We start from the raw sequence: 17,343 nt of genomic DNA, 5'->3' as shown, positions 1-17,343 counted from the left end.
GGGCCGCGCGGCGCGGTCCGGGCGCGGCCGCGCCCCGGGCAGGGGCGCCCGGGTGGCGGCGACGACGAGCGGGACGAATGCGGGACAGGACGCGGACCGACCCGACCCGGTGCAGCAACGCCCTCCTGCGGCAGGCCATGCGGGGCGTGGGCCAGCTCTACGACGAGGGGCTGGCCCCGAGCGGCCTGCGCGCCACCCAGCACGGCCTCCTCGCCACCGTGGCCCGGCTCGGCGCGCCGACGATGGGCGCGCTCGCCGACACGCTGGTCATGGACCTGTCGGGGCTCGTGCGCACGCTCAGGCCCCTCACGCGGGACGGCTACCTCCGGCTCGTTCCTGACGCCCGCGACCGCCGGGTGCGCCTCGTCGCCCTGACGCCCCTCGGCGAGGCCAAGCTCGCCGAGACGTCGCGGCTGTGGCGGGCGGTGCAGGACCGGTTCGAGGCCGCCTTCGGGCGCGAGCGGGCGGCCGAGCTGCGCCGCGTCCACGCGGTCCTCGCCTCCCGGGAGTTCCGCGCGGCCTTCCTGTCCGGGCGCGCCGTCGACCCGCCCGGAGGCCCGACGGAGGCGCCCGGGGGTCCCGGCGCCTAGCCCCGGCTCTCCGGCGCCAGGGGCACCATCTGGCGCGGGTCGAGGGTGAGCCAGAGCCGGTCGCCGACATCGAAGACGTGCGAGGGCGCGGCGGTGACCGAGAGGCGCGCGCCGTCCTGCGGGAGCGCGACCACGTAGGTCCAGCTCTCCCCCAGGAAGGCGCGCTCGGCGAGAGACACCGCGATGGCGGCGTCCTCCCCGGCCGCCGGCGCCTGCCGCGACAGGGCGAGCGAGTGCGGGCGCACCGCGTACGTCACGGCACCGGCCTCCTCCCCGGCCTCCAGCATCCCGGCCGGCAGGTCGAAGCCCGGGAACGCGACGCGGTCGCCGGAGCGGCGGCCCTCGAGGAGGTTCGTGCGGCCGATGAAGCGGGCGACGAAGGCCGTCCGGGGCCGGGTGTAGAGGGTGTAGGGCGCGTCGATCTGCTCGATGCGGCCCTGGTTCATCACGGCGATGCGGTCGGAGGTCACCATCGCCTCGCCCTGGTCGTGCGTGACGTAGACCGTGGTGAACCGGAAGACGTCGTGCAGGCGCCGGATCTCGTAGCGCATCTCCTCGCGCAGGTTGGCGTCGAGGTTCGAGAGCGGCTCGTCGAGCAGGAGCACCCGCGGCTGGATCACGATCGCCCGCGCGAGCGCCACCCGCTGCTGCTGGCCCCCGGACAGCTCGGCCGGGTAGCGGTCCGCGAGGGCCTTCAGCCGCACGGTCTCGAGGATCTCGCCCACCTTGGCGGCGATGGCGTCCCGGCCGAGGTGGCGGAGCTTCAGCCCGAACGCGACGTTCTCGGCGACCGTCATGTTGGGCCAGATCGCGTAGCTCTGGAAGATCATCGACATGCCGCGCTTCTCGGGCGCCAGCACGGCGCCCGGCGAGGAGATGACGCGGCCGTCGAGGCGGATCGTGCCGGCGGTCGGGCGGACGAAGCCGGCGATCATCCGCAGCGTGGTGGTCTTGCCGCAGCCCGAGGGGCCGAGGAGCGACACGAACTCGCCCGCCCGCACCTCGAGGTCGAGGGCGTCGACGGCCGTGAACGCGCCGTAGCGGCAGCTCAGCCCCGCGAGGGAGAGGTTCGACGGGTCGGCTCCGCCGCTCATGAGCGCCTCAGCATGAAGTCGCGCCCGACGAGGCGGTAGCCCAGGAGCACGATGGCGATCGTGACCGTGAGGAGCACGAAGCCCAGCGCCGCCAGGGTCTCGAAGCTGCCGTTCTCGGACAAATCCAGCATCATCACGGAGATCACCCGGGTGTTCGGCCCGACGAGGAAGAGAGCGGTCGAGAGCTCGCGCACCGCCGGGATGAAGACCAGGAGCCACGACCCGATGAGGCTCTTCTTCAGGAGCGGCACCACCACCCGGCTCACGGCCCGGGTCCGCGAGCCGCCGAGGATCCGCACCGCCTCCTCCATCTCCGGGTTCAGCGTGCGCAGGCCCGCGACCGCGTTGACGTAGGCGATCGGCAGGAAGCGCGTCGTGAAGGCGAGGATCAGGATCGCGGCCGTGCCGTAGAGGGCGATGGGCGGCGTCGAGTAGGTCGCGTAGAAGCCGATCGCCAGCACGATGCCCGGGATGACGAGGGGCGTCATGCACAGGATGCCGAGCAGGAAGCCCCCGGGCATCAGCCGGCGCGTCACCACGTAGCCGGCGACGACGGCGAGCAGCACCGCGAGGCAGCCGGTCGCGGCCGCGAAGGTGAAGCTGTGGCCGATCGTGTCGCGGGCATTGGCGTCCGTGGCGAGCCGGACGAAGTTCTGCAGCGTCAGGTTGCCGAGCGAGAAGCCCTGGCCCCAGGCCGTCGAGAACGCCGCCTGCCCGAGGGCCGCGAAGGGCAGCAGCACCGCGAGGGCGATGACGAGGAGCGCGTACGCGAAGGCGACCCAGCGGTAGGGCCCGAGGCGGGTGAGCGCCCGGCTGCCGCCCTTGCCGGTGAGGGCGACGTAGCCCTTGCGGCCGAGGATCAGGCGCTGCGCCCAGAACAGCGCCACCGTGATCCCGACCAGGGGCAGGCTGTAGGCGGCCGCGACCTCGGCCCGGACCGGGTACTCGAAGTACTGCCAGAGCTGCAGGGTCATGACCCGGATCCGCGCCGGGAGCGCGATGATGGCGGGCGTCCCGAACAGCGCCACCGTGTCGAGGAACACCACGATGGCGCCGGCGAGGATCGCCGGGGTGACGAGGGGCAGCGTCACCCGCAAGGTCGTCTGGGCGCTCGACGCGCCGAGGATCGTGGCGGCCTCCTCCATCTCGGTCGAGACCCGGTCGAGGGCGTCCGTGGCGAACACGAAGATGTACGGGAAGGCGTAGAGGGCGGTGACGAAGACGAGGCCGGCGAAGCTGTAGACGTTGACGATGCCGCCGGAGGCGCCCGTCAGCGCCATCCAGGCGCGGTTCAGCCAGCCGGCGTTCGGGCCGGCGAGGAGGATCCAGCCGATGGCCCCGAGATAGGGCGGCGTGATGAAGGCGCCGAGGATCAGCGCCCGCACCATCCCCTTGCCGGGCATGTCGGAGCGGGCCACCGCCCAGGCCACCGGCACCGCGAAGCCCACCGCCACGACCGTGACGCAGCCCGCGTAGAGGAGCGAGGTCCCCAGGACCTCGAGGTTGCGCATCCGGCCGAAGGCCGTGACGTAGTTGGCGAGCGTCCACGCGCCGGTCTCGGGCGACTGGAAGCTCGACGCGAGCAGCCGCGCGAGGGGGGAGACCACCAGGAACACCAGCACCGCGACGACCGCCATCCAGGCGAGGGCCGAGGGGTCGAGGCGCAGGAAGGCGCCGAGGCGGCGCGGGCGGGCGCCGGCCGCGAGGCGCGAGGGGACACCCGTCATCGGGCGGGCGCGGCGATCAGCCGAAGGTGTCCCGCCACTTCTCCTTGTTGGGCGGCAGCTTCCTCTCGATCTCGTCGACTGGCTTGACGAAGAGGTTGATGTCCGAGAGGGACTTGGCGCCGTTCGGGGGCGGCACGTCGGTGCGCAGCGGCTGCTCGTAGTGCTCGGCCAGGATGCGCGAGTACTCGGGGCCGGTGAGGAACTCCATGAACAGCTTGGCGGCGTTCTGGCTCCTGGCCTTCCGCAGGATGCCGGTGGGCGACAGCACGCCGAGGGTGCCGGAGGTCGGGTAGTTCACCGCGAGCGGGTTGCCCTTGGCGGCGTTGCGCAGGGCCGTCGCCGGATTGCCGGTCCCCACCAGGCGCTCGCCCGAGTTCAGCGTGGTGACGGCGTCGTCGATCGAGCGGCCGATCAGCGGGTTGAGCTTGTTGAGCCGCTCGAAGTAGTCCCAGCCGTACTTGTCCTCCATGGCAATCGTCCACACCCCGACCATCCCGCTGAAGTTCGGGCTGCCGAACGTGACGGCGTTCTTCCATTTCGGGTCGGCGAGGTCCGGCCAGTCCTTGGGCGCGTTCTCGGGCTTCACCTTGCTGGAATTGTACACGAGGGCGACGAGCCCGACCCAGCTGACCTGGTAGAAGCCCTTGCTGCCGAAGTCGCGCAAGGGATCGGCGAGGTTCCTGGCGTTCTCAGGCAGGTACTGGGTCAGCTCGCCCTTGCGCTCCAGGAAGGTCATGTGGCTGGCGTCGGTGGTCGTGAAGACGTCCGACTGGACGGCGCCGGCCTTCATGTCCTGGGTGAGGCGCTGGAAGGCGACCTGCGACGTGGTCTTGATCGCGTTGACCCGCACGCCCGGATACTTCGCCGTGAAGGCCTGCCCGACCTTGTCGCAGATCGGCTGGTCCAGGATGCCGGAGTACCAGGTGAGCTGCCCCTCGGCCTTGGCGGCCTCGTAGAGCTGCGTCTCGGCCCCTTGAGCGAACGCGGCGGGCGCGGTGGCCCCGAGGAGCACAGTCCAGGCGAACGCGCGACGCGTCCACGTCATGTGTTTCTCCCTAAACAGTTCGTTCTTCCGCCGTCGGCGCAGGGCCCGCGTTTCGGAGCAGCTTGAGGTTCCGGCCTTCGTGGTGTCAAGTGCGCCCGGGACGGAGCCGCGGGGGACGGGCATGGCGGATCTGCACGCGCGGATCGGGATCGACCTCGGCCGGGGCACGCCCCTCGAGGAGGCGCTGCCCTGGGCGGCGGCGCGGGCGGTCCGCTTCCTCGACGTCGAGCTCGACACCGGGCCGAACGCCCTGCCGCGCCTCGACGACGGGCGCGTCGCCGCCATCCGCGCGCTCGTGGAGGCGCACGGCCTGCGCCTCGGGCTGCACACGCTCTCGGCCGTCAACGTGGCGGAGCACTCGCCCTTCCTGTCGCAGGCCGCCGACGCCTACCTCGCCGCCTACATCGACATGGCGCCGCGCCTCGGGGCGGCCTGGGTCGTGGTCCATGCCGGCTACCACTTCAGCGGGGACGTGGAGGCCCGGATGCGCGCCGGGCGGGAGCGGCTGGCGCGCGCCACCGAGCGGGCCGAGCGCAGGGGCGTGACGCTGCTGCTCGAGAACCTCAACAAGGAGCCGGCGGCCGCGGAGGTGCACTACCTCGCCCACACGGTGGAGGAGTGGCGCTACTACTACGACGCGATCCCGTCGCCGGCCTTCGGGCTCGCCTTCACGGCGAACCACGCCCACCTGCTGCCGGAGGGCGTTGCCGGCTTCCTCGACGCCATCCCGCTCGCGCGGGTGCGCGAGGTTCGGCTCGCCGATTGCTGGCGCGGCGGCGACGAGGTGCACCTGCGCCCCGGGGAGGGCGACTTCGATTTCGGCGACCTCTTCCGCCGCCTCGAGGCCGGCGGCTACGACGGCCACTACATGAACGCGTTCGGCTCCCTCGACGACATGCAGGCGGCCCGGGCCGACCTCGTGGCCCGCGCCCGCGCCGCCGGCGTGGCGGCCTGAGGGGCGCGCGTCGCGGACGGGGCTCCACTGCGCCGCGCGGGCCCCGGAGGCGGGCTCGCCCGCGGCCGCAGGCGCCGGGCGCGCGCTAGCGCCCGGTGAAGCGCGGCGGCCGCTTCTCCATGAAGGCCCGCCGGCCCTCGCAGTAATCCTCGCTGGCGAAGCAGGCCTCGACGCGGCGCTTCGCCTCGTCGAGGTCGCGGGCGCCCTCGTCCTTGGCGATCTCGCCCATGATGAACTTCGCGGCCCCGACCGTGAGCGGGGCGTTGGCGCCGATCTGGCCCACGTACCCGTCCACCAGCGCGTCGAGCTCGGCGTCCGGCACGGCGCGGTTCACGAGGCCCATGGCGAGGGCCTCCTCGGCGGAGAACTGGCGTCCGGTGAAGCAGATCTCCTTGGCGAAGGCGGTGCCGACCACGTCCGAGAGCCGCCGCAGGGGCGCGAAGCCGTAGCCGAGGCCGAGGCGCGCCGCCGGCAGCGCGAAGCGCGAGCCCGTCGTGCAGAGCCGGATGTCGCAGGCGACCGCGAGCCCGAGCCCGCCGCCGATGCAGAAGCCGCGGATCGCCGCGATGGTCGGCTTCGGGAAGGCGTGCAGGCTCGAGTAGACCTGCTCGGTCATCACCCCGTAGCGCCGCACCTCCTCCATCTCGGCGCGCTCGTTCTCGAACTTCGAGATGTCGGCGCCCGACACGAAGGCCTTGCCGCCCGCGCCCGTGACCACCACCACCCGCACCGCCGGATCCGCCGCGAAGTCGCGCAGGACCGCGGCCGCGGCCTCCCACATCTCGAAGCTGACCGCGTTGCGCTTCTCCGGGTTGTTGAAGACGAGCCGGCCGACCGGGCCGGAGGTCTCGGCGAGGATCTTGTCGGTCGCAGGGGTCCGCGCGTCCATTCGTCAGTCCTTCGATCGTGGGGGGGCGGCCGTCATACCACCCCGTCGCGCCTGAGCCGTGCCACCTCGTCCGGCGCGAAGCCGAAGGCCGACAGGATCTCGTCGCTGTGCTCGCCCGGGCCGGGCGGATGGCGCGTGACGGCGGACGGCGTGCGCGACAGCCGGACCGGCTGGGCCAGCATCGTGAGCGGGCCGAGATGGGGCGAGTGCACCTGCGCGGTGACGCCGAGGTGCTGCACCTGCGGGTCGGCGAACACGGCGTCGATGGCGTTGATGGCGCCGGACGGTACGCCCTCCGCGTTCAGCCGCTCGATCCAGGTCGCGCTGTCCTCGCCCGACAGGGCGGCGTCGATGTCGCGGCTCAGGGCGTCGCGGTTCTCCGAGCGCGCCGCCCCGTCCCGGTAGCGCGGGTCGTCGAGGAGGTGCTCGGCCCCGAGGGCCTGGCACATGCGCTGCCAGATCCGCTCGCCGGTCGTCGCGATGTTGATGAACCCGTCCCGCGTCCGGAACACGCCGGTCGGGATCGAGGTCGGGTGGTTGTTGCCGGCCTGGCCCGCCACCTCCTGCTTCATCAGCCAGCGCGCGGCCTGGAAGTCGAGCATGAAGATCTGCGCCTGGAGGAGCGAGGTCTCGACCGCCTGGCCCTCGCCGGACCGCTCGCGCTCGAGGAGCGCCAGGAGGATGCCCTGCGCGGCGAACAGGCCGGCGCAGAGGTCCGCGACCGGGATCCCGACCCGCACGGGTCCCTGGCCCGGAAGCCCGGTGATCGACATCAGGCCGCCCATGCCCTGGGCGATCTGGTCGAAGCCCGGGCGGTCGCGGTAGGGCCCGGACTGGCCGAATCCCGAGATCGACGCGTAGACGAGGCGCGGGTTGATGGCCCGCAGGGTCTCGTAGCCGACGCCGAGCCGGTCCTTCACGTCGGGCCGGTAGTTCTCGACCACGACGTCGGCCTTCGCGACCATCCGGCGGAAGGCGGCGAGCCCCTCGGGCGCCTTGAGGTTGAGCGTCAGCGAGCGCTTGTTCCGGTGCAGGTTCTGGAAGTCCGGCCCCTCGCGCGGGCCGCCGAGGGCCTCCGCGTCCGGCATCTCGATCTTGACGACGTCGGCCCCCCAGTCCGCGAGCTGGCGCACGGCCGTCGGTCCGGCGCGCACGCGCGTGAGGTCGAGGACCGTCAGCCCGGCAAGGGGCAGGCGGGGAGGGGCTTTGCTCGGTGGGGCGGACGTTTCCTGCATCGCGGTCTTTCGCCGTTCGGTTGCCCCGCATCATCGGCCACGGACCGCGCGGGAGGCAAGCCCGGCGCGGCGAGCCCGGCGGGAGGCGGGAGCGACCCGCCCGGCCTCCGGGCGCTTGTGAGTGCACGGCCGGGGCGTTACCGGTCGCAGACCACGATCAGGGAGGACACGGGCATGAGCGGCGAGGGACAGACGGACGAGCTCCTCTACTCGGTCGAGGACGGCATCGCGCGGGCGACCTTCAACCGGCCGCAGGCGCGCAACGCGCTCACCTTCGCCATGTACGAGGGGCTCGCCGCCCTGTGCGGGCGGATCAACGACGACCCGGAGGTGCGCGCGCTCGTGATCTCGGGGGCGGGCGGCAAGGCCTTCGCGGCCGGCACCGACATCGGCCAGTTCCGGTCCTTCTCGACCCCGCAGGACCCGATCGACTACGAGCACCGGATCGACCGGATCCTCTCGACCCTCGAGAGCTGCCGCGTCCCGACGATCGCCTCCGTGGTGGGCGCCTGCACGGGCGGGGGCGCCGCCATCGCGGCCTGCTGCGATCTCCGGATCGCCTCGGCGGACGCGCGCTTCGGCTTCCCGATCGCCCGGACGCTGGGCAACTGCCTGTCGCAGACGAGCCTCGCGCGCCTGTCCGCGCTGATCGGGCCGTCGCGGGTGAAGGAGATGATCTTCACCGCGCGCCTGCTCGAGGCGGACGAGGCGCGCTCGGTCGGCTTCCTGCACGAGGTCGTGCCGGACGCCGCCGCCCTCGAGGCCCGCACGACCGCGCTCGCCCGCACCGTCGCCGGCCACGCGCCCCTGACCCTGCGCGCCACCAAGGAGGGCCTGCGCCGCCTGCAACCGGGCGGGGCGGGCGGCGAGGGCGAGGACCTGATCCTGATGTGCTACACCAGCGCCGACTTCCGGGAGGGCATCGAGGCCTTCCTGGGCAAGCGTCCCCCGCGCTGGCAGGGCCGCTGAGGGCGCCTCGGCGCGCCGGGGCCGGCGGCGCCGCAATCAGCCGAGCTCCTCGCGCACGAAGGCCGCAAAGCGCGGGTCGCCCAGGTAGGCGACGTTGACCCGCATCGTCGGCCGCGCGGCCTGCCCGTCCGGGTGGAACACGCTGCCGGGCGCGATCAGGATGCTGCGGGCGGCGGCCCTGCGGGAGAACGCGTCGAGGTCGAGGCCGTCGGGCAGCCGGCACCACATGTAGTAGCCGCCGCCCGGCTCGCCGAAGACCTCGAGCCCGAGGCCCGCGAGGATCTGGCGCCCCTGCAGCGTCGCCGCCTCGATCCGGCCGCCGAGGCGGCGCAGGTGGCGGCGGTAGCGGCCGCTCTCGATGTGCTCGTGGACGACGCGCTCGACGAAGCCCGAGCTGTTGACGCTCGTCACCATCTTGAGGTCGCGCAGCCGCCCGACGAGGCCGGCCTCCGCGGCGATGAAGCCGGAGCGCAGGCTCGCCGAGAGCGTCTTGGCGAAGGTCCCGACGTAGACGACCCGCTCGAGCTGATCGAGGGCCGCGAGGCGGGGGCTCGCGGCGGGCAGCACGTCCGCGAAGGGATCGCTCTCGACGATGCGCAGGTCGAGGGTTGCGGCCCGCTGCAGCAGGCGGTGGGCGGCGGGCAGCGAGAGCGAGCACCCGGTCGGGTTGTGGGCGAGCGACTGGGTGAAGAAGACCGCCGCCCCGGTGGCGGCGGCCTTGTCGGCGAGGTCGGCGAGGTCCGGCCCGTCGGGGGTGCGGCGCACCCCCACCATCCGGGCGCCGGCGAGGCGCAGCTTGCCGAAGAGCGGGTAGTAGCCCGGGCTGTCGACCAGGACGGCGTCCCCCGGCCGCACGAGCTGGCGGATGATCAGGTCGAGGGCGTGGTTGGCGCCGAGGGTCAGGAGCAGCCCGCCCGGGGCGACGTGGATCGCCCGCTCGGCGAGCAGCAGCGCCAGGCTCTGGCGCAGGGGCAGGTAGCCCTCGGGCGTGCCGTAGCTCTCGGTCGACGCGCCGGTCCGGCGCACCGGCTTCAGGCGCTGTCCGATGTCGGCGCCCTCCATCCAGGCCGGCGGCGGCCGCCCGTCGCCGACCCGGACGTCGTAGTGCCGGTTGAGCTGCTCGCGCAGCAGCCAGACGCTGTCGACCGCCTCGAGGGCGGCGGGGGGCGGGCTCGCCGGCGGGACGGGCCGGCGCCCCGACACGTAGAAGCCCGAGCCCGGACGGCTCTCGACCCGGCCCGCCGCGACGAGGCGCTCGTAGGCGTTGACCGCGGTGTTCTTCGAGACCGCGAAGGCCAGCGCGGCGGCCCGGATCGAGGGAAGCCGCTCCCCCGTCCTCAGCACGCCGCGATCGATCCGCTCGGTCAGCCCCGCCACCACGCGCTCGACCTGCGTGAGCGGCCGCGCCGCCGCCGTTCCCGCCTCGACCGTACCCATGCGGGGCATGGTACGGTGACCCTGGCAAAGCTGCAAAGCGTTCCTTGTGCGGGCCGGACGCCCCGGTACGGTACGCCGCAACGGGCTGATCCAACCGCGCCCGGATGAGGGAGGCCGGTCCCGGCCCGCCGGGAGCGCGTCCGCCGGCCTGGCGCGACCGCCTGCCGACGCCGCCCTCACCCCCGCCGCGGATCCGCCCGGTCCACGACAGATCGCGGCAGGACCGACCCATGCAGCACGGGACCCCCCCGGCGAACCGCTCCTCGCGGATCGCCGGATTCCACAAGTCGTCCCCGCGCGAGCGGCTGGACCTCGTCGCCGCCTTCGCCGACCTCGCGCCCGCGAGCGTCGCGCACCTCGCCGAGTTCGGGAACCTCGCGCCCGACCTCGCCGACCGCCTGATCGAGAACGTGATCGGCACGATGAACGTGCCGATCGGCATCGCCACCAACATGAAGGTGGACGGCGAGGACGTGCTGATCCCCATGGCGACGGAGGAATCCTCCGTCGTGGCGGCGGTCTGCAACGCGGCGCGCCAGAACCACGAGGACGGCTTCACGACCTCCGTCTCGGGCAACCTCATGATCGCCCAGGTGCAGGCGGTCGGGGTGAGCGATCCGCACGCGGCGCGCCTGCGCATCCTGGAGCAGCGCGACGCCGTCACGGCCGTCTGCGACGCCTGCGATCCCGTCCTGGTGCGGCTCGGCGGCGGCGTGCGCGACCTCGAGGTGCGGGTGCTCGACACGCTCGGCGGCGCCATGGTGGTGACCCACCTCGTCGTCGACACCCGCGACGCCATGGGGGCGAACGCCGTCAACACGATGGCGGAGGCGCTGGCCCCCCACATCGCCGCGTGGACCGGCGGGCGCGTGTACCTGCGCATCCTGTCGAACCTCGCCGACCGCCGCCTCGCCCGCGCCCGGGCGGTCTGGCGCACCGAGGCCATCGGCGGGCCCGCGGTGCGGGACGGGATCGTCAGCGCCTACCACCTCGCCGAGGCCGACCCCTACCGGGCCGCGACCCACAACAAGGGGATCATGAACGGCATCGACGCCGTCGTGCTGGCGACGGGCAACGACACGCGGGCGATCGAGGCCGGCGCGCACGCCTACGCGGCCCGGTCCGGCCGCTACACCAGCCTCACCCGCTACGAGGTCACGGCCGAGGGCGACCTCGGCGGCTCGATCGAGCTGCCCATGGCGGTCGGCCTCGTCGGCGGCGCGACGAAGATCCACCCGACCGCCCAGGCCTGCCTCAGGATCCTGGGCGTGACCACGGCCGAGCGCCTCGCCCGGATCATCGCGGCGGTCGGCCTCGCGCAGAACTTCTCGGCCCTGAAGGCGCTCGCGACCACGGGCATCCAGAAGGGGCACATGGCCCTGCACGCCCAGAACATCGCCATGATGGCGGGGGCCCTGGGCGAGGAGATCGAGCAGGTCGCCCGCGTGCTGGTCGAGCGGCGCCTCGTGCGCGTCGACGTCGCCCAGGGCGTGCTCGAGGAGATCCGCCGGCGCTGAGCCGGCGGCGGGCCAGGCCCCGCAACGACACGTCCCAACGACAACCCGGAGGAAACAATGCTCACGCTGTCGCGCGCCTGCGGGCGCCTCCTCGCCGGCGTCGCCCTCGCGCTCGCCGCCCCGGCGGCCCGCGCCGAGATCCCCGACGGCACGGTGAAGATCGGCGTCCTCACCGATCTCAGCGGCTTCGCGTCCGATTCGACCGGCGAGGGGTCGGTCGTCGCGGCGCGCCTCGCCGTCGAGGATTTCCGCAAGGAGCAGCCGAAGCTCCAGGTCGAGGTGATCCAGTCCGACCACCAGAACAAGCCCGACATCGGCTCCTCGACCGCCCGGCGCTGGATCGCCCAGGAGCGCGTCGACGCCATCCTCGACGTGCCGTTCTCCTCCGTGGCGCTCGCCGTGCAGGAGGTGGTGCGCGACAGCCGCGCGGCCTTCATCGCCTCCGGCCCGGGCACGTCGGACCTCACCGGGCCGAAATGCTCGCCCAACACCGTGCACTGGACCTACGACACCTGGGCGCTCGCCCACGGCACGGCCCTCGCGCTGCTGCGGGCGGGCAAGACCCGGTGGTTCTTCCTCACCGCCGACTACGCCTTCGGCCACGCCCTGGAGGCGGATGCGGCGGCGGTGGTGAAGGCCGAGGGCGGCACCATCACGGGCAACGTCCGCCACCCCACGGCGGCGGCGGACTTCTCGTCGTTCCTGCTCCAGGCCCAGGGCAGCCGGGCCCAGGTCATCGCCCTCGCCAACGCCGTCGGCGACACCGTCAACTCGGTCAAGCAGGCGGCGGAGTTCGGCATCACCTCGGGCGGGCAGGACCTCGCGGCGCTCCTGATGCAGCTGAGCGACGTGCACGCGATCGGTCTCAAGGACGCGCAGGGCCTCTACCTGACGGAGGGGTTCTACTGGGACGCGAACCCGGGCACGCGGGCCTTCGCCGACCGCTTCGCGGCCCGGATGAAGGGCCGCCGCCCGACCGCCAACCAGGCCGGGGTCTACGCCGGCACCCTCGACTACCTGCGGGCCGTCGCGGCCGCCGACAGCACGGACGGCCGGGTCGTCGTCGCCAAGATGAAGGAGCGGCCGACCAGGGATCCCCTCTTCGGCGACGGGATGGTGCGGGAGGACGGCCGCCACGTCCACGACATGTACCTGTTCCAGGTCAAGGCGCCGGGCGAGTCGGCGGCGCCGTGGGACTACTACAAGCGCGTGCAGACGATCCCCGCCGCCGAGGCCTTCCGGCCCCTCGCGGACGGGCGCTGCCCGCTGGTGAGGGCCGGGAAATGACCCTGCCGCGCCGCGTCGCGATCGTCGAGGTCGGCCCGCGGGACGGCCTCCAGAACGAGCCCGGCACGGTCGCGACCGACGTGAAGGTCGCGCTCGTCGCGCGGCTGCGGCGCGCCGGCCTGCGCCGCATCGAGGTCGGCAGCTTCGTGTCGCCGCGCTGGGTCCCGCAGATGGCGGATTCGGGCGAGGTCCTGCGCCGGCTCTCCCCCGGCCCCGGGGACCGCTACGCGGTCCTGGTCCCGAACCTGACGGGGTTCGAGGCCGCCCGGGCCGCGGGGGCCCGGGAGGTGGCGGTGTTCGCCTCGGCGTCCGAGACGTTCTCCCGCCGCAACATCAACTGCTCGATCGCCGGGAGCCTGGAGCGCTTCGCGCCCGTGACGGCGGCGGCTGCCGCCGCGGGGATCCGCGTCAGGGGCTACGTCTCCTGCGCCCTCGGCTGCCCCTACGAGGGCGCCGTGGCGCCGGCCGCCGTCGCGGCGGTGTCCCGGCGCCTCGCCGCCCTCGGCTGCGACGAGGTCTCGCTCGGCGACACGATCGGAATCGGCACGCCCGCGCAGGCCCGGGTCTGCATCGCGGCGGTGGCCGAGCACGTCCCGCCCGAGCGCCTCGCCCTGCACTTCCACGACACCTACGGGCGGGCGCTCGCCAACCTGCGCGCCTGCCTCGACCTCGGGGTCGCGGTGATCGATTCCTCGGTGGCGGGCCTCGGCGGATGCCCCTACGCGCAGGGCGCGACCGGCAACGTCGCGACCGAGGACGTCGTCGCCCTGCTGCACGGGCTCTCCATCGACACCGGGGTGGACCTCGCCGGCGTCGAGGCGGCGGGCCGCTTCATCACGGCCGCCCTCGGGCGTCCCCCGCGCAGCCCGGCCGCCGCGCCGGCGGCGGGACCGGCCCCGCCCGCGGCGTGATCGCCCCGCGGGCGCCCCGCCCGGCGACCCCGGGGCGCGCCGGGACTGCCTTTCGCGCTCACGCCTCCCCGGCTTCGAGGAGCGCGGCGTAGCGCTCGGCGGAGCGGGCGACGACGCCCTTGGCGTCCGCGCGCACGTCCTTGCCGTCGAAGGCGCCGTAGAGCCGCGCGAACGCCCAGGGCTCCAGCGTCCGGGCGATCCGCCGCACGGTCGCGGCGGGGAGCGGCATCATGTTGGGATAGCTCCACAGGAAGGACACGCGCCGCGTGTCGGCCGCGACCTGGACGATGTCGCCCGACAGGAGCACGCCCGCGCCCCCGGCTCCCGCGGCCCAGTGCAGCACCGTGCCGCCGGGAAAGTGCCCGCCGAGCCGGATGACCGTCGCGCCCGGGAGGATTTCCGCCGTCTCGTCCTCGAACAGGCGGATTGCCGGATCGGGCCGCACGATCCAGGCCCGATCGGCGGCGTGGAGGTGGATCGGCGCCCCGAAGGTCCGGGCCCAGTCCCCCATCCGCGTGTAGTAGTGGGGGTGCGAGATCGCGATGGCCGCGAGGCCGCCGAGGCCCCGGATGATCGCCTCGGTCGCGTCGTCGAGCAGCGCCAGGCAGTCCCAGAGCACGTTGCCCGACGGCGTCCGGACCAGGAAGGCCCGCTGGTCGATCGCGAAGGCGGGGCGCGTGCGCAGGCTCAGGAGGCCGGGCTCGTGCTGGCGCCAGGCGTTGGCGTGGCCGGCCGCGAGCCTCTCGGGCACGGTCCACGACTGACCGGAGGCGGGCACGAACTGGCGCTCGTCGGAGCAGAGCAGGCAGGCGTCCGGCGGCGTCGCCGCCTCCGGAAAGGCGGTGCCGCACGCCGTGCAGATGAAGCTCGCCATCGCGGCGCCTCCCGGTCGGGTCCCGGCCCGGGTCGGCCGGGGCGTGGCGCGCCGCGCCGCCCGGAGGCGGCTATCCGCGCGCCCCGGCGACATGGGGCGGCGGACGGCGTCGACCATCCCGCGGCGGCGTCCCGCCCCGCCGCCGCGAGCCATCTTCGCCTCGACGGCCCGCCGCCGCGCGGGCGCGCGGAGGGCGGCGCGCGGAGGGCGGCGCGGGGAGGGCGGCGCGGGGAGGGAGCGGTCCCGCGCCTCAGCGGATCCGGACCAGGCCGGCCCTGCCCGCCTCGCGCGAGGTCCGCAGGAGACCGATATCGGCGAGCTCGCGGTCGTCCAGGCGCCGGAGCTCGTGCGACGCTCGCCGTGACCGCATGTACCTGGCGAGGCGGTCGAGAAGAAGGGAGATGAGCATCGCTGTCTCTTCGTGGTCGTGCGGGATCAGGGGGATCCGGCGGTGTGCTCAACCTGAGCGAGCCATGTCTCAGGTCGATTACGGAGGCGCGGGATTGTGGTTTCAACTGTGACGAGGCGGCCGGGCGGGGCGGCGATCAGGCCGCACCGGCGGGCTCCGCGACCGTGCGCGATCGGTCGAGCGCGGGGAGCAGCACCACGCTCTCCTGCTCGTTCGGGTCCGTGCGGGCGATCACGGCGATCACCTCGGCGTCGTCGCGCATGTTGTAGGGCCGGTGCGGCACGCCCGCCGCGATGTAGACGAAGTCGCCGGCGCGCGCCGTCTGGTGGAAGGCGAGGTCGTCGCCGTACCAGGTTCCGGCCTCGCCGCTCAGGATGTAGATCGCCGTCTCGTGCCCCTCGTGCTTGTGGGCCCGGCCGACCTCCCCGGGCGGGATGCGGAGCAACTGCATGTGCAGCGCCTTCGAACCGACGGCCTCGGCCGAGATGGCGGGCGAGTAGAGGTGACCCTGCTTGCCCCGGAAGGTGGGGCCGGGCCGGACGACGCGCAGGCCGTCCCCGCTCGAGCGCGACATGGGCAACTCCTTGCTGGATGGAGGCGCTTCCCACCCGGGCTCATCGGCCCCGGCAGCGCCGTCGCGGTGGGTGACCGGCATCGGGCGATCGTCGCTCCGACGCACGCGACCCCTGTCTACGCTGCCGCGATGACCGGGCGATGCTGCCGCGCAGCCACTCTGTTACCGTTGTCACGATGTCATCGTGCTGCTGAAACCAACAGAGTGGTGGTCTCCCGGCGGCTCACCGCCCGCCTGCACCCGTCATGTGTGCTGGCGCACAGCACAGCCCCGCCGCACGACCGGACTTCGCGTTGCGCGCACTAGTCTTATCTTTTGATGAGGTGCCGGATCGCGATTGATCGACAAGGGAGCAGGCTCCGCACCGTCCCGGTTCCGCGCGGCGGATGCGGGCCGGCGGATGGTCCGACGCTGCGGCGCGGGCGGTTCGGAGCCCGGGCCGCGGGCCGGTCGGGCCGGCCGGGATCCCGCAATCGTGTGGCGCCTGCCGTGATCGGTGACGGCTCGGCTTGGAGCAGGACGGACTTGTCCGAACGAAGACGGGCGAAGCATTCCGTGTTGCGCGGTGATGTATTGGACTCAGCAACTCTCAAGTCTTCCGGGCCGGCCGCGCGCGATCTCCGGATCGTGATGGCCGGGCGGTTGCCGTCCGCCGGCGGAATGGCCACGTCGGGCCGCGTTCAAGGCCGGCTGCCGGCGCGCGTCCCGGCACGACCGCGCCGTGCGGGGGGAGCCGTCCGGATCGTCATGCGCCACACCACGAACCGAGGCATGCCGGATGAATGAACCGCTAGTGCAAGAGCAGGGTCACCGCACGTCCGCGCAGCCGATCCGCGTCCTCGTGGTCGATGACGATCCGGCGATGCAGCACCTGCTGGCGAGCTACCTGGGAGAGCACGACATCGAGGTGACGACGGCGTCGGGGCGCCAGGAGATGGCGTCGCGCCTGCGCGCCGGCGAGCCGAGCCTCGTGATCCTCGACCTGCGGCTCGGGCACGACGACGGCCTCGCGCTCCTGCGGGAGATCCGCGCGCGCTCGGAGCTGCCGGTGATCATCACCACGGGCCACCGCCGCGACGAGATCGACCGCGTGATCGGGCTCGAGCTCGGCGCCGACGACTACCTGACGAAGCCCTTCAGCCCCCGGGAGCTGCTCGCGCGCATCCGCACCGTCCTGCGCCGCCAGGAGGCCTGGCGCGCGCCCCAGCGCGACGGGGCCTACGCGAAGTACCGGTTCGACGGCTGGCAGCTCGACACCCGCACCCGCCGGCTCACCAGCCCGGCGGGCGAGCCGGTGATGCTCACCAAGGGCGAGTACGCGCTCCTCCTCGCCTTCGTGTCGGCGGCGCAGCGCCCGCTGAGCCGCGAGCACCTGCTGCAGGCGACCCGCGTCCACGAGGACGTCTTCGACCGCAGCATCGACGTCCAGATCCTCCGGCTGCGGCGCAAGCTGGAGGCGGACCCGAGCACGCCGCGCATCATCCTGACCGAGCGCGGCGTCGGCTACGTGTTCGCCCTGCCCGTGGAGGTGAGCTGAGTGGAGGCCCGAGCGATGCGCCGCGGGCGCGCCCCCGGCCGGCGCGACGCACCCGCCCCGGATGTCAGCCGCAACACGGGCGCCGCGTCCCGACATCACGCGGTAGCGCGCCGCCGCCACCCTCCTGCCCTCACCCGCGCAGGAGGTCAGGCATGGCGCAGCGTCCGGACCCGAGCCGGGCGGCGTGCGGAGGCGGGGGCCGGCCCTCTGCCGGCGCCCCGGCCCACGACGCCGCCGCCCCCCGGGGCGCGGGGCGGTGGCGGCACCGGGCGGCGCGCTGCGGCCGCGCCCTC

The 17,343-nt window shown here is 73.8% G+C and carries 16 protein-coding genes; 7 read left to right on the top strand and 9 right to left on the bottom strand.

From position 1 onward, the window contains the following. Positions 1 to 77: 77 nt before the first annotated feature. Positions 78 to 590 (top strand): MarR family winged helix-turn-helix transcriptional regulator, encoded by a 513-nt coding sequence (locus DT057_RS28965; protein ID WP_128565535.1) that lies wholly within the window; start codon positions 78 to 80, stop codon positions 588 to 590. Here the strand turns inward: DT057_RS28965 and DT057_RS28960 are convergent. The 3 genes from DT057_RS28960 to DT057_RS28950 are packed head-to-tail and all read right to left on the bottom strand — an operon-like array spanning position 587 to position 4,456. After that, on the bottom strand, positions 587 to 1,684 hold the full coding sequence (locus DT057_RS28960) for an ABC transporter ATP-binding protein (RefSeq protein ID WP_128565534.1): 1,098 nt from the start codon (positions 1,682 to 1,684) through the stop codon (positions 587 to 589). The two genes, DT057_RS28965 and DT057_RS28960, sit on opposite strands and share 4 nt — an antisense overlap. Further along, a complete protein-coding gene (locus DT057_RS28955; RefSeq protein WP_128565533.1) occupies positions 1,681 to 3,411 on the bottom strand; it encodes an ABC transporter permease in 1,731 nt (576 codons plus the stop codon). The genes DT057_RS28960 and DT057_RS28955 overlap by 4 nt, the downstream gene beginning before the upstream one ends. Positions 3,412 to 3,427: 16 nt before the next feature. Further along, on the bottom strand, positions 3,428 to 4,456 hold the full coding sequence (locus tag DT057_RS28950; protein WP_162501541.1) for an ABC transporter substrate-binding protein: 1,029 nt from the start codon (positions 4,454 to 4,456) through the stop codon (positions 3,428 to 3,430). A gap of 121 nt (positions 4,457 to 4,577) precedes the next feature. Between DT057_RS28950 and DT057_RS28945 the strand changes: the two genes are divergently transcribed. Further along, the gene (locus DT057_RS28945) at positions 4,578 to 5,411 is read left to right on the top strand and encodes a sugar phosphate isomerase/epimerase family protein (RefSeq protein WP_128565531.1); all 834 of its coding nucleotides are present in this window, start codon (positions 4,578 to 4,580) and stop codon (positions 5,409 to 5,411) included. 85 nt (positions 5,412 to 5,496) lie between these two features. On the opposite strand, the gene DT057_RS28940 is transcribed toward DT057_RS28945, so the two are convergent. Continuing rightward, a complete protein-coding gene (locus tag DT057_RS28940; protein ID WP_128565530.1) occupies positions 5,497 to 6,300 on the bottom strand; it encodes an enoyl-CoA hydratase in 804 nt (267 codons plus the stop codon). Between the two features lie 32 nt (positions 6,301 to 6,332). After that, positions 6,333 to 7,535, bottom strand: a complete 1,203-nt coding sequence (locus DT057_RS28935; RefSeq protein ID WP_128565529.1) for a CaiB/BaiF CoA transferase family protein — start codon at positions 7,533 to 7,535, stop codon at positions 6,333 to 6,335. Between the two features lie 174 nt (positions 7,536 to 7,709). On the opposite strand from DT057_RS28935, the gene DT057_RS28930 reads away from it, so the two are divergent. Further along, complete coding sequence (locus tag DT057_RS28930; protein WP_128565528.1) at positions 7,710 to 8,504, top strand: enoyl-CoA hydratase/isomerase family protein; 795 nt, start codon at positions 7,710 to 7,712, stop codon at positions 8,502 to 8,504. Between the two features lie 36 nt (positions 8,505 to 8,540). Here the strand turns inward: DT057_RS28930 and DT057_RS28925 are convergent, their stop codons facing one another. Further along, positions 8,541 to 9,950 carry an aminotransferase-like domain-containing protein gene (locus tag DT057_RS28925; RefSeq protein ID WP_308220167.1) on the bottom strand — a complete coding sequence of 470 codons (1,410 nt, stop codon included), beginning with the start codon at positions 9,948 to 9,950 and terminating at the stop codon, positions 8,541 to 8,543. Positions 9,951 to 10,171: 221 nt separating this feature from the next. Here DT057_RS28925 and DT057_RS28920 point away from each other — a divergent pair, with 221 nt between their 5' ends. From DT057_RS28920 to DT057_RS28910, 3 genes are read left to right on the top strand one after another with little or no spacing between them, the layout of a single operon-like run. Beyond that, entirely contained in the window at positions 10,172 to 11,458 is a 1,287-nt protein-coding gene (locus DT057_RS28920) for a hydroxymethylglutaryl-CoA reductase, degradative (protein ID WP_128565527.1), read from the top strand. 57 nt (positions 11,459 to 11,515) lie between these two features. Then, on the top strand, positions 11,516 to 12,745 hold the full coding sequence (locus DT057_RS28915) for an ABC transporter substrate-binding protein (protein ID WP_128565526.1): 1,230 nt from the start codon (positions 11,516 to 11,518) through the stop codon (positions 12,743 to 12,745). Further along, positions 12,742 to 13,656: a hydroxymethylglutaryl-CoA lyase gene (locus DT057_RS28910; protein WP_128565525.1), complete on the top strand. Its 915-nt coding sequence runs from the start codon at positions 12,742 to 12,744 to the stop codon at positions 13,654 to 13,656. The genes DT057_RS28915 and DT057_RS28910 overlap by 4 nt, the downstream gene beginning before the upstream one ends. A 58-nt stretch (positions 13,657 to 13,714) precedes the next feature. Here DT057_RS28910 and DT057_RS28905 read toward each other — a convergent pair whose 3' ends face one another. The 3 genes from DT057_RS28905 to DT057_RS28895 all read right to left on the bottom strand — a co-directional run bounded on the left by DT057_RS28905 (position 13,715) and on the right by DT057_RS28895 (position 15,513). After that, positions 13,715 to 14,530, bottom strand: a complete 816-nt coding sequence (locus tag DT057_RS28905; RefSeq protein ID WP_128565524.1) for an MBL fold metallo-hydrolase — start codon at positions 14,528 to 14,530, stop codon at positions 13,715 to 13,717. Between the two features lie 250 nt (positions 14,531 to 14,780). Further along, the gene (locus DT057_RS28900; protein ID WP_128565523.1) at positions 14,781 to 14,939 is read right to left on the bottom strand and encodes a YjiS-like domain-containing protein; all 159 of its coding nucleotides are present in this window, start codon (positions 14,937 to 14,939) and stop codon (positions 14,781 to 14,783) included. A gap of 136 nt (positions 14,940 to 15,075) precedes the next feature. Next, complete coding sequence (locus DT057_RS28895; protein ID WP_128565522.1) at positions 15,076 to 15,513, bottom strand: cupin domain-containing protein; 438 nt, start codon at positions 15,511 to 15,513, stop codon at positions 15,076 to 15,078. A 778-nt stretch (positions 15,514 to 16,291) separates the two neighbouring features. Here DT057_RS28895 and DT057_RS28890 point away from each other — a divergent pair. Beyond that, positions 16,292 to 17,050 (top strand): response regulator, encoded by a 759-nt coding sequence (locus DT057_RS28890; RefSeq protein ID WP_128565521.1) that lies wholly within the window; start codon positions 16,292 to 16,294, stop codon positions 17,048 to 17,050. The last annotated feature ends 293 nt before the right edge of the window (positions 17,051 to 17,343 follow it).

The organism is Methylobacterium crusticola (genome assembly GCF_003574465.1).
Lineage (GTDB): Bacteria > Pseudomonadota > Alphaproteobacteria > Rhizobiales > Beijerinckiaceae > Methylobacterium > Methylobacterium crusticola.
This window is presented reverse-complemented; position numbering and strand designations above follow the sequence as displayed.

Excerpts from the sequence above, each read along its gene's own strand:
- DT057_RS28960 (WP_128565534.1), bottom strand. The coding sequence starts at position 1,684 with ATGAGCGGCGGAGCCGACCCGTCGAACCTCTCCCTCGCGGGGCTGAGC.
- DT057_RS28910 (WP_128565525.1), top strand. The coding sequence starts at position 12,742 with ATGACCCTGCCGCGCCGCGTCGCGATCGTCGAGGTCGGCCCGCGGGAC.
- DT057_RS28920 (WP_128565527.1), top strand. The coding sequence starts at position 10,172 with ATGCAGCACGGGACCCCCCCGGCGAACCGCTCCTCGCGGATCGCCGGA.
- DT057_RS28890 (WP_128565521.1), top strand. The coding sequence starts at position 16,292 with ATGAATGAACCGCTAGTGCAAGAGCAGGGTCACCGCACGTCCGCGCAG.
- DT057_RS28955 (WP_128565533.1), bottom strand. The coding sequence starts at position 3,411 with ATGACGGGTGTCCCCTCGCGCCTCGCGGCCGGCGCCCGCCCGCGCCGC.
- DT057_RS28935 (WP_128565529.1), bottom strand. The coding sequence starts at position 7,535 with ATGCAGGAAACGTCCGCCCCACCGAGCAAAGCCCCTCCCCGCCTGCCC.
- DT057_RS28915 (WP_128565526.1), top strand. The coding sequence starts at position 11,516 with ATGCTCACGCTGTCGCGCGCCTGCGGGCGCCTCCTCGCCGGCGTCGCC.
- DT057_RS28925 (WP_308220167.1), bottom strand. The coding sequence starts at position 9,950 with ATGCCCCGCATGGGTACGGTCGAGGCGGGAACGGCGGCGGCGCGGCCG.
- DT057_RS28930 (WP_128565528.1), top strand. The coding sequence starts at position 7,710 with ATGAGCGGCGAGGGACAGACGGACGAGCTCCTCTACTCGGTCGAGGAC.
- DT057_RS28965 (WP_128565535.1), top strand. The coding sequence starts at position 78 with ATGCGGGACAGGACGCGGACCGACCCGACCCGGTGCAGCAACGCCCTC.
- DT057_RS28895 (WP_128565522.1), bottom strand. The coding sequence starts at position 15,513 with ATGTCGCGCTCGAGCGGGGACGGCCTGCGCGTCGTCCGGCCCGGCCCC.
- DT057_RS28950 (WP_162501541.1), bottom strand. The coding sequence starts at position 4,456 with ATGACGTGGACGCGTCGCGCGTTCGCCTGGACTGTGCTCCTCGGGGCC.
- DT057_RS28905 (WP_128565524.1), bottom strand. The coding sequence starts at position 14,530 with ATGGCGAGCTTCATCTGCACGGCGTGCGGCACCGCCTTTCCGGAGGCG.
- DT057_RS28900 (WP_128565523.1), bottom strand. The coding sequence starts at position 14,939 with ATGCTCATCTCCCTTCTTCTCGACCGCCTCGCCAGGTACATGCGGTCA.
- DT057_RS28945 (WP_128565531.1), top strand. The coding sequence starts at position 4,578 with ATGGCGGATCTGCACGCGCGGATCGGGATCGACCTCGGCCGGGGCACG.
- DT057_RS28940 (WP_128565530.1), bottom strand. The coding sequence starts at position 6,300 with ATGGACGCGCGGACCCCTGCGACCGACAAGATCCTCGCCGAGACCTCC.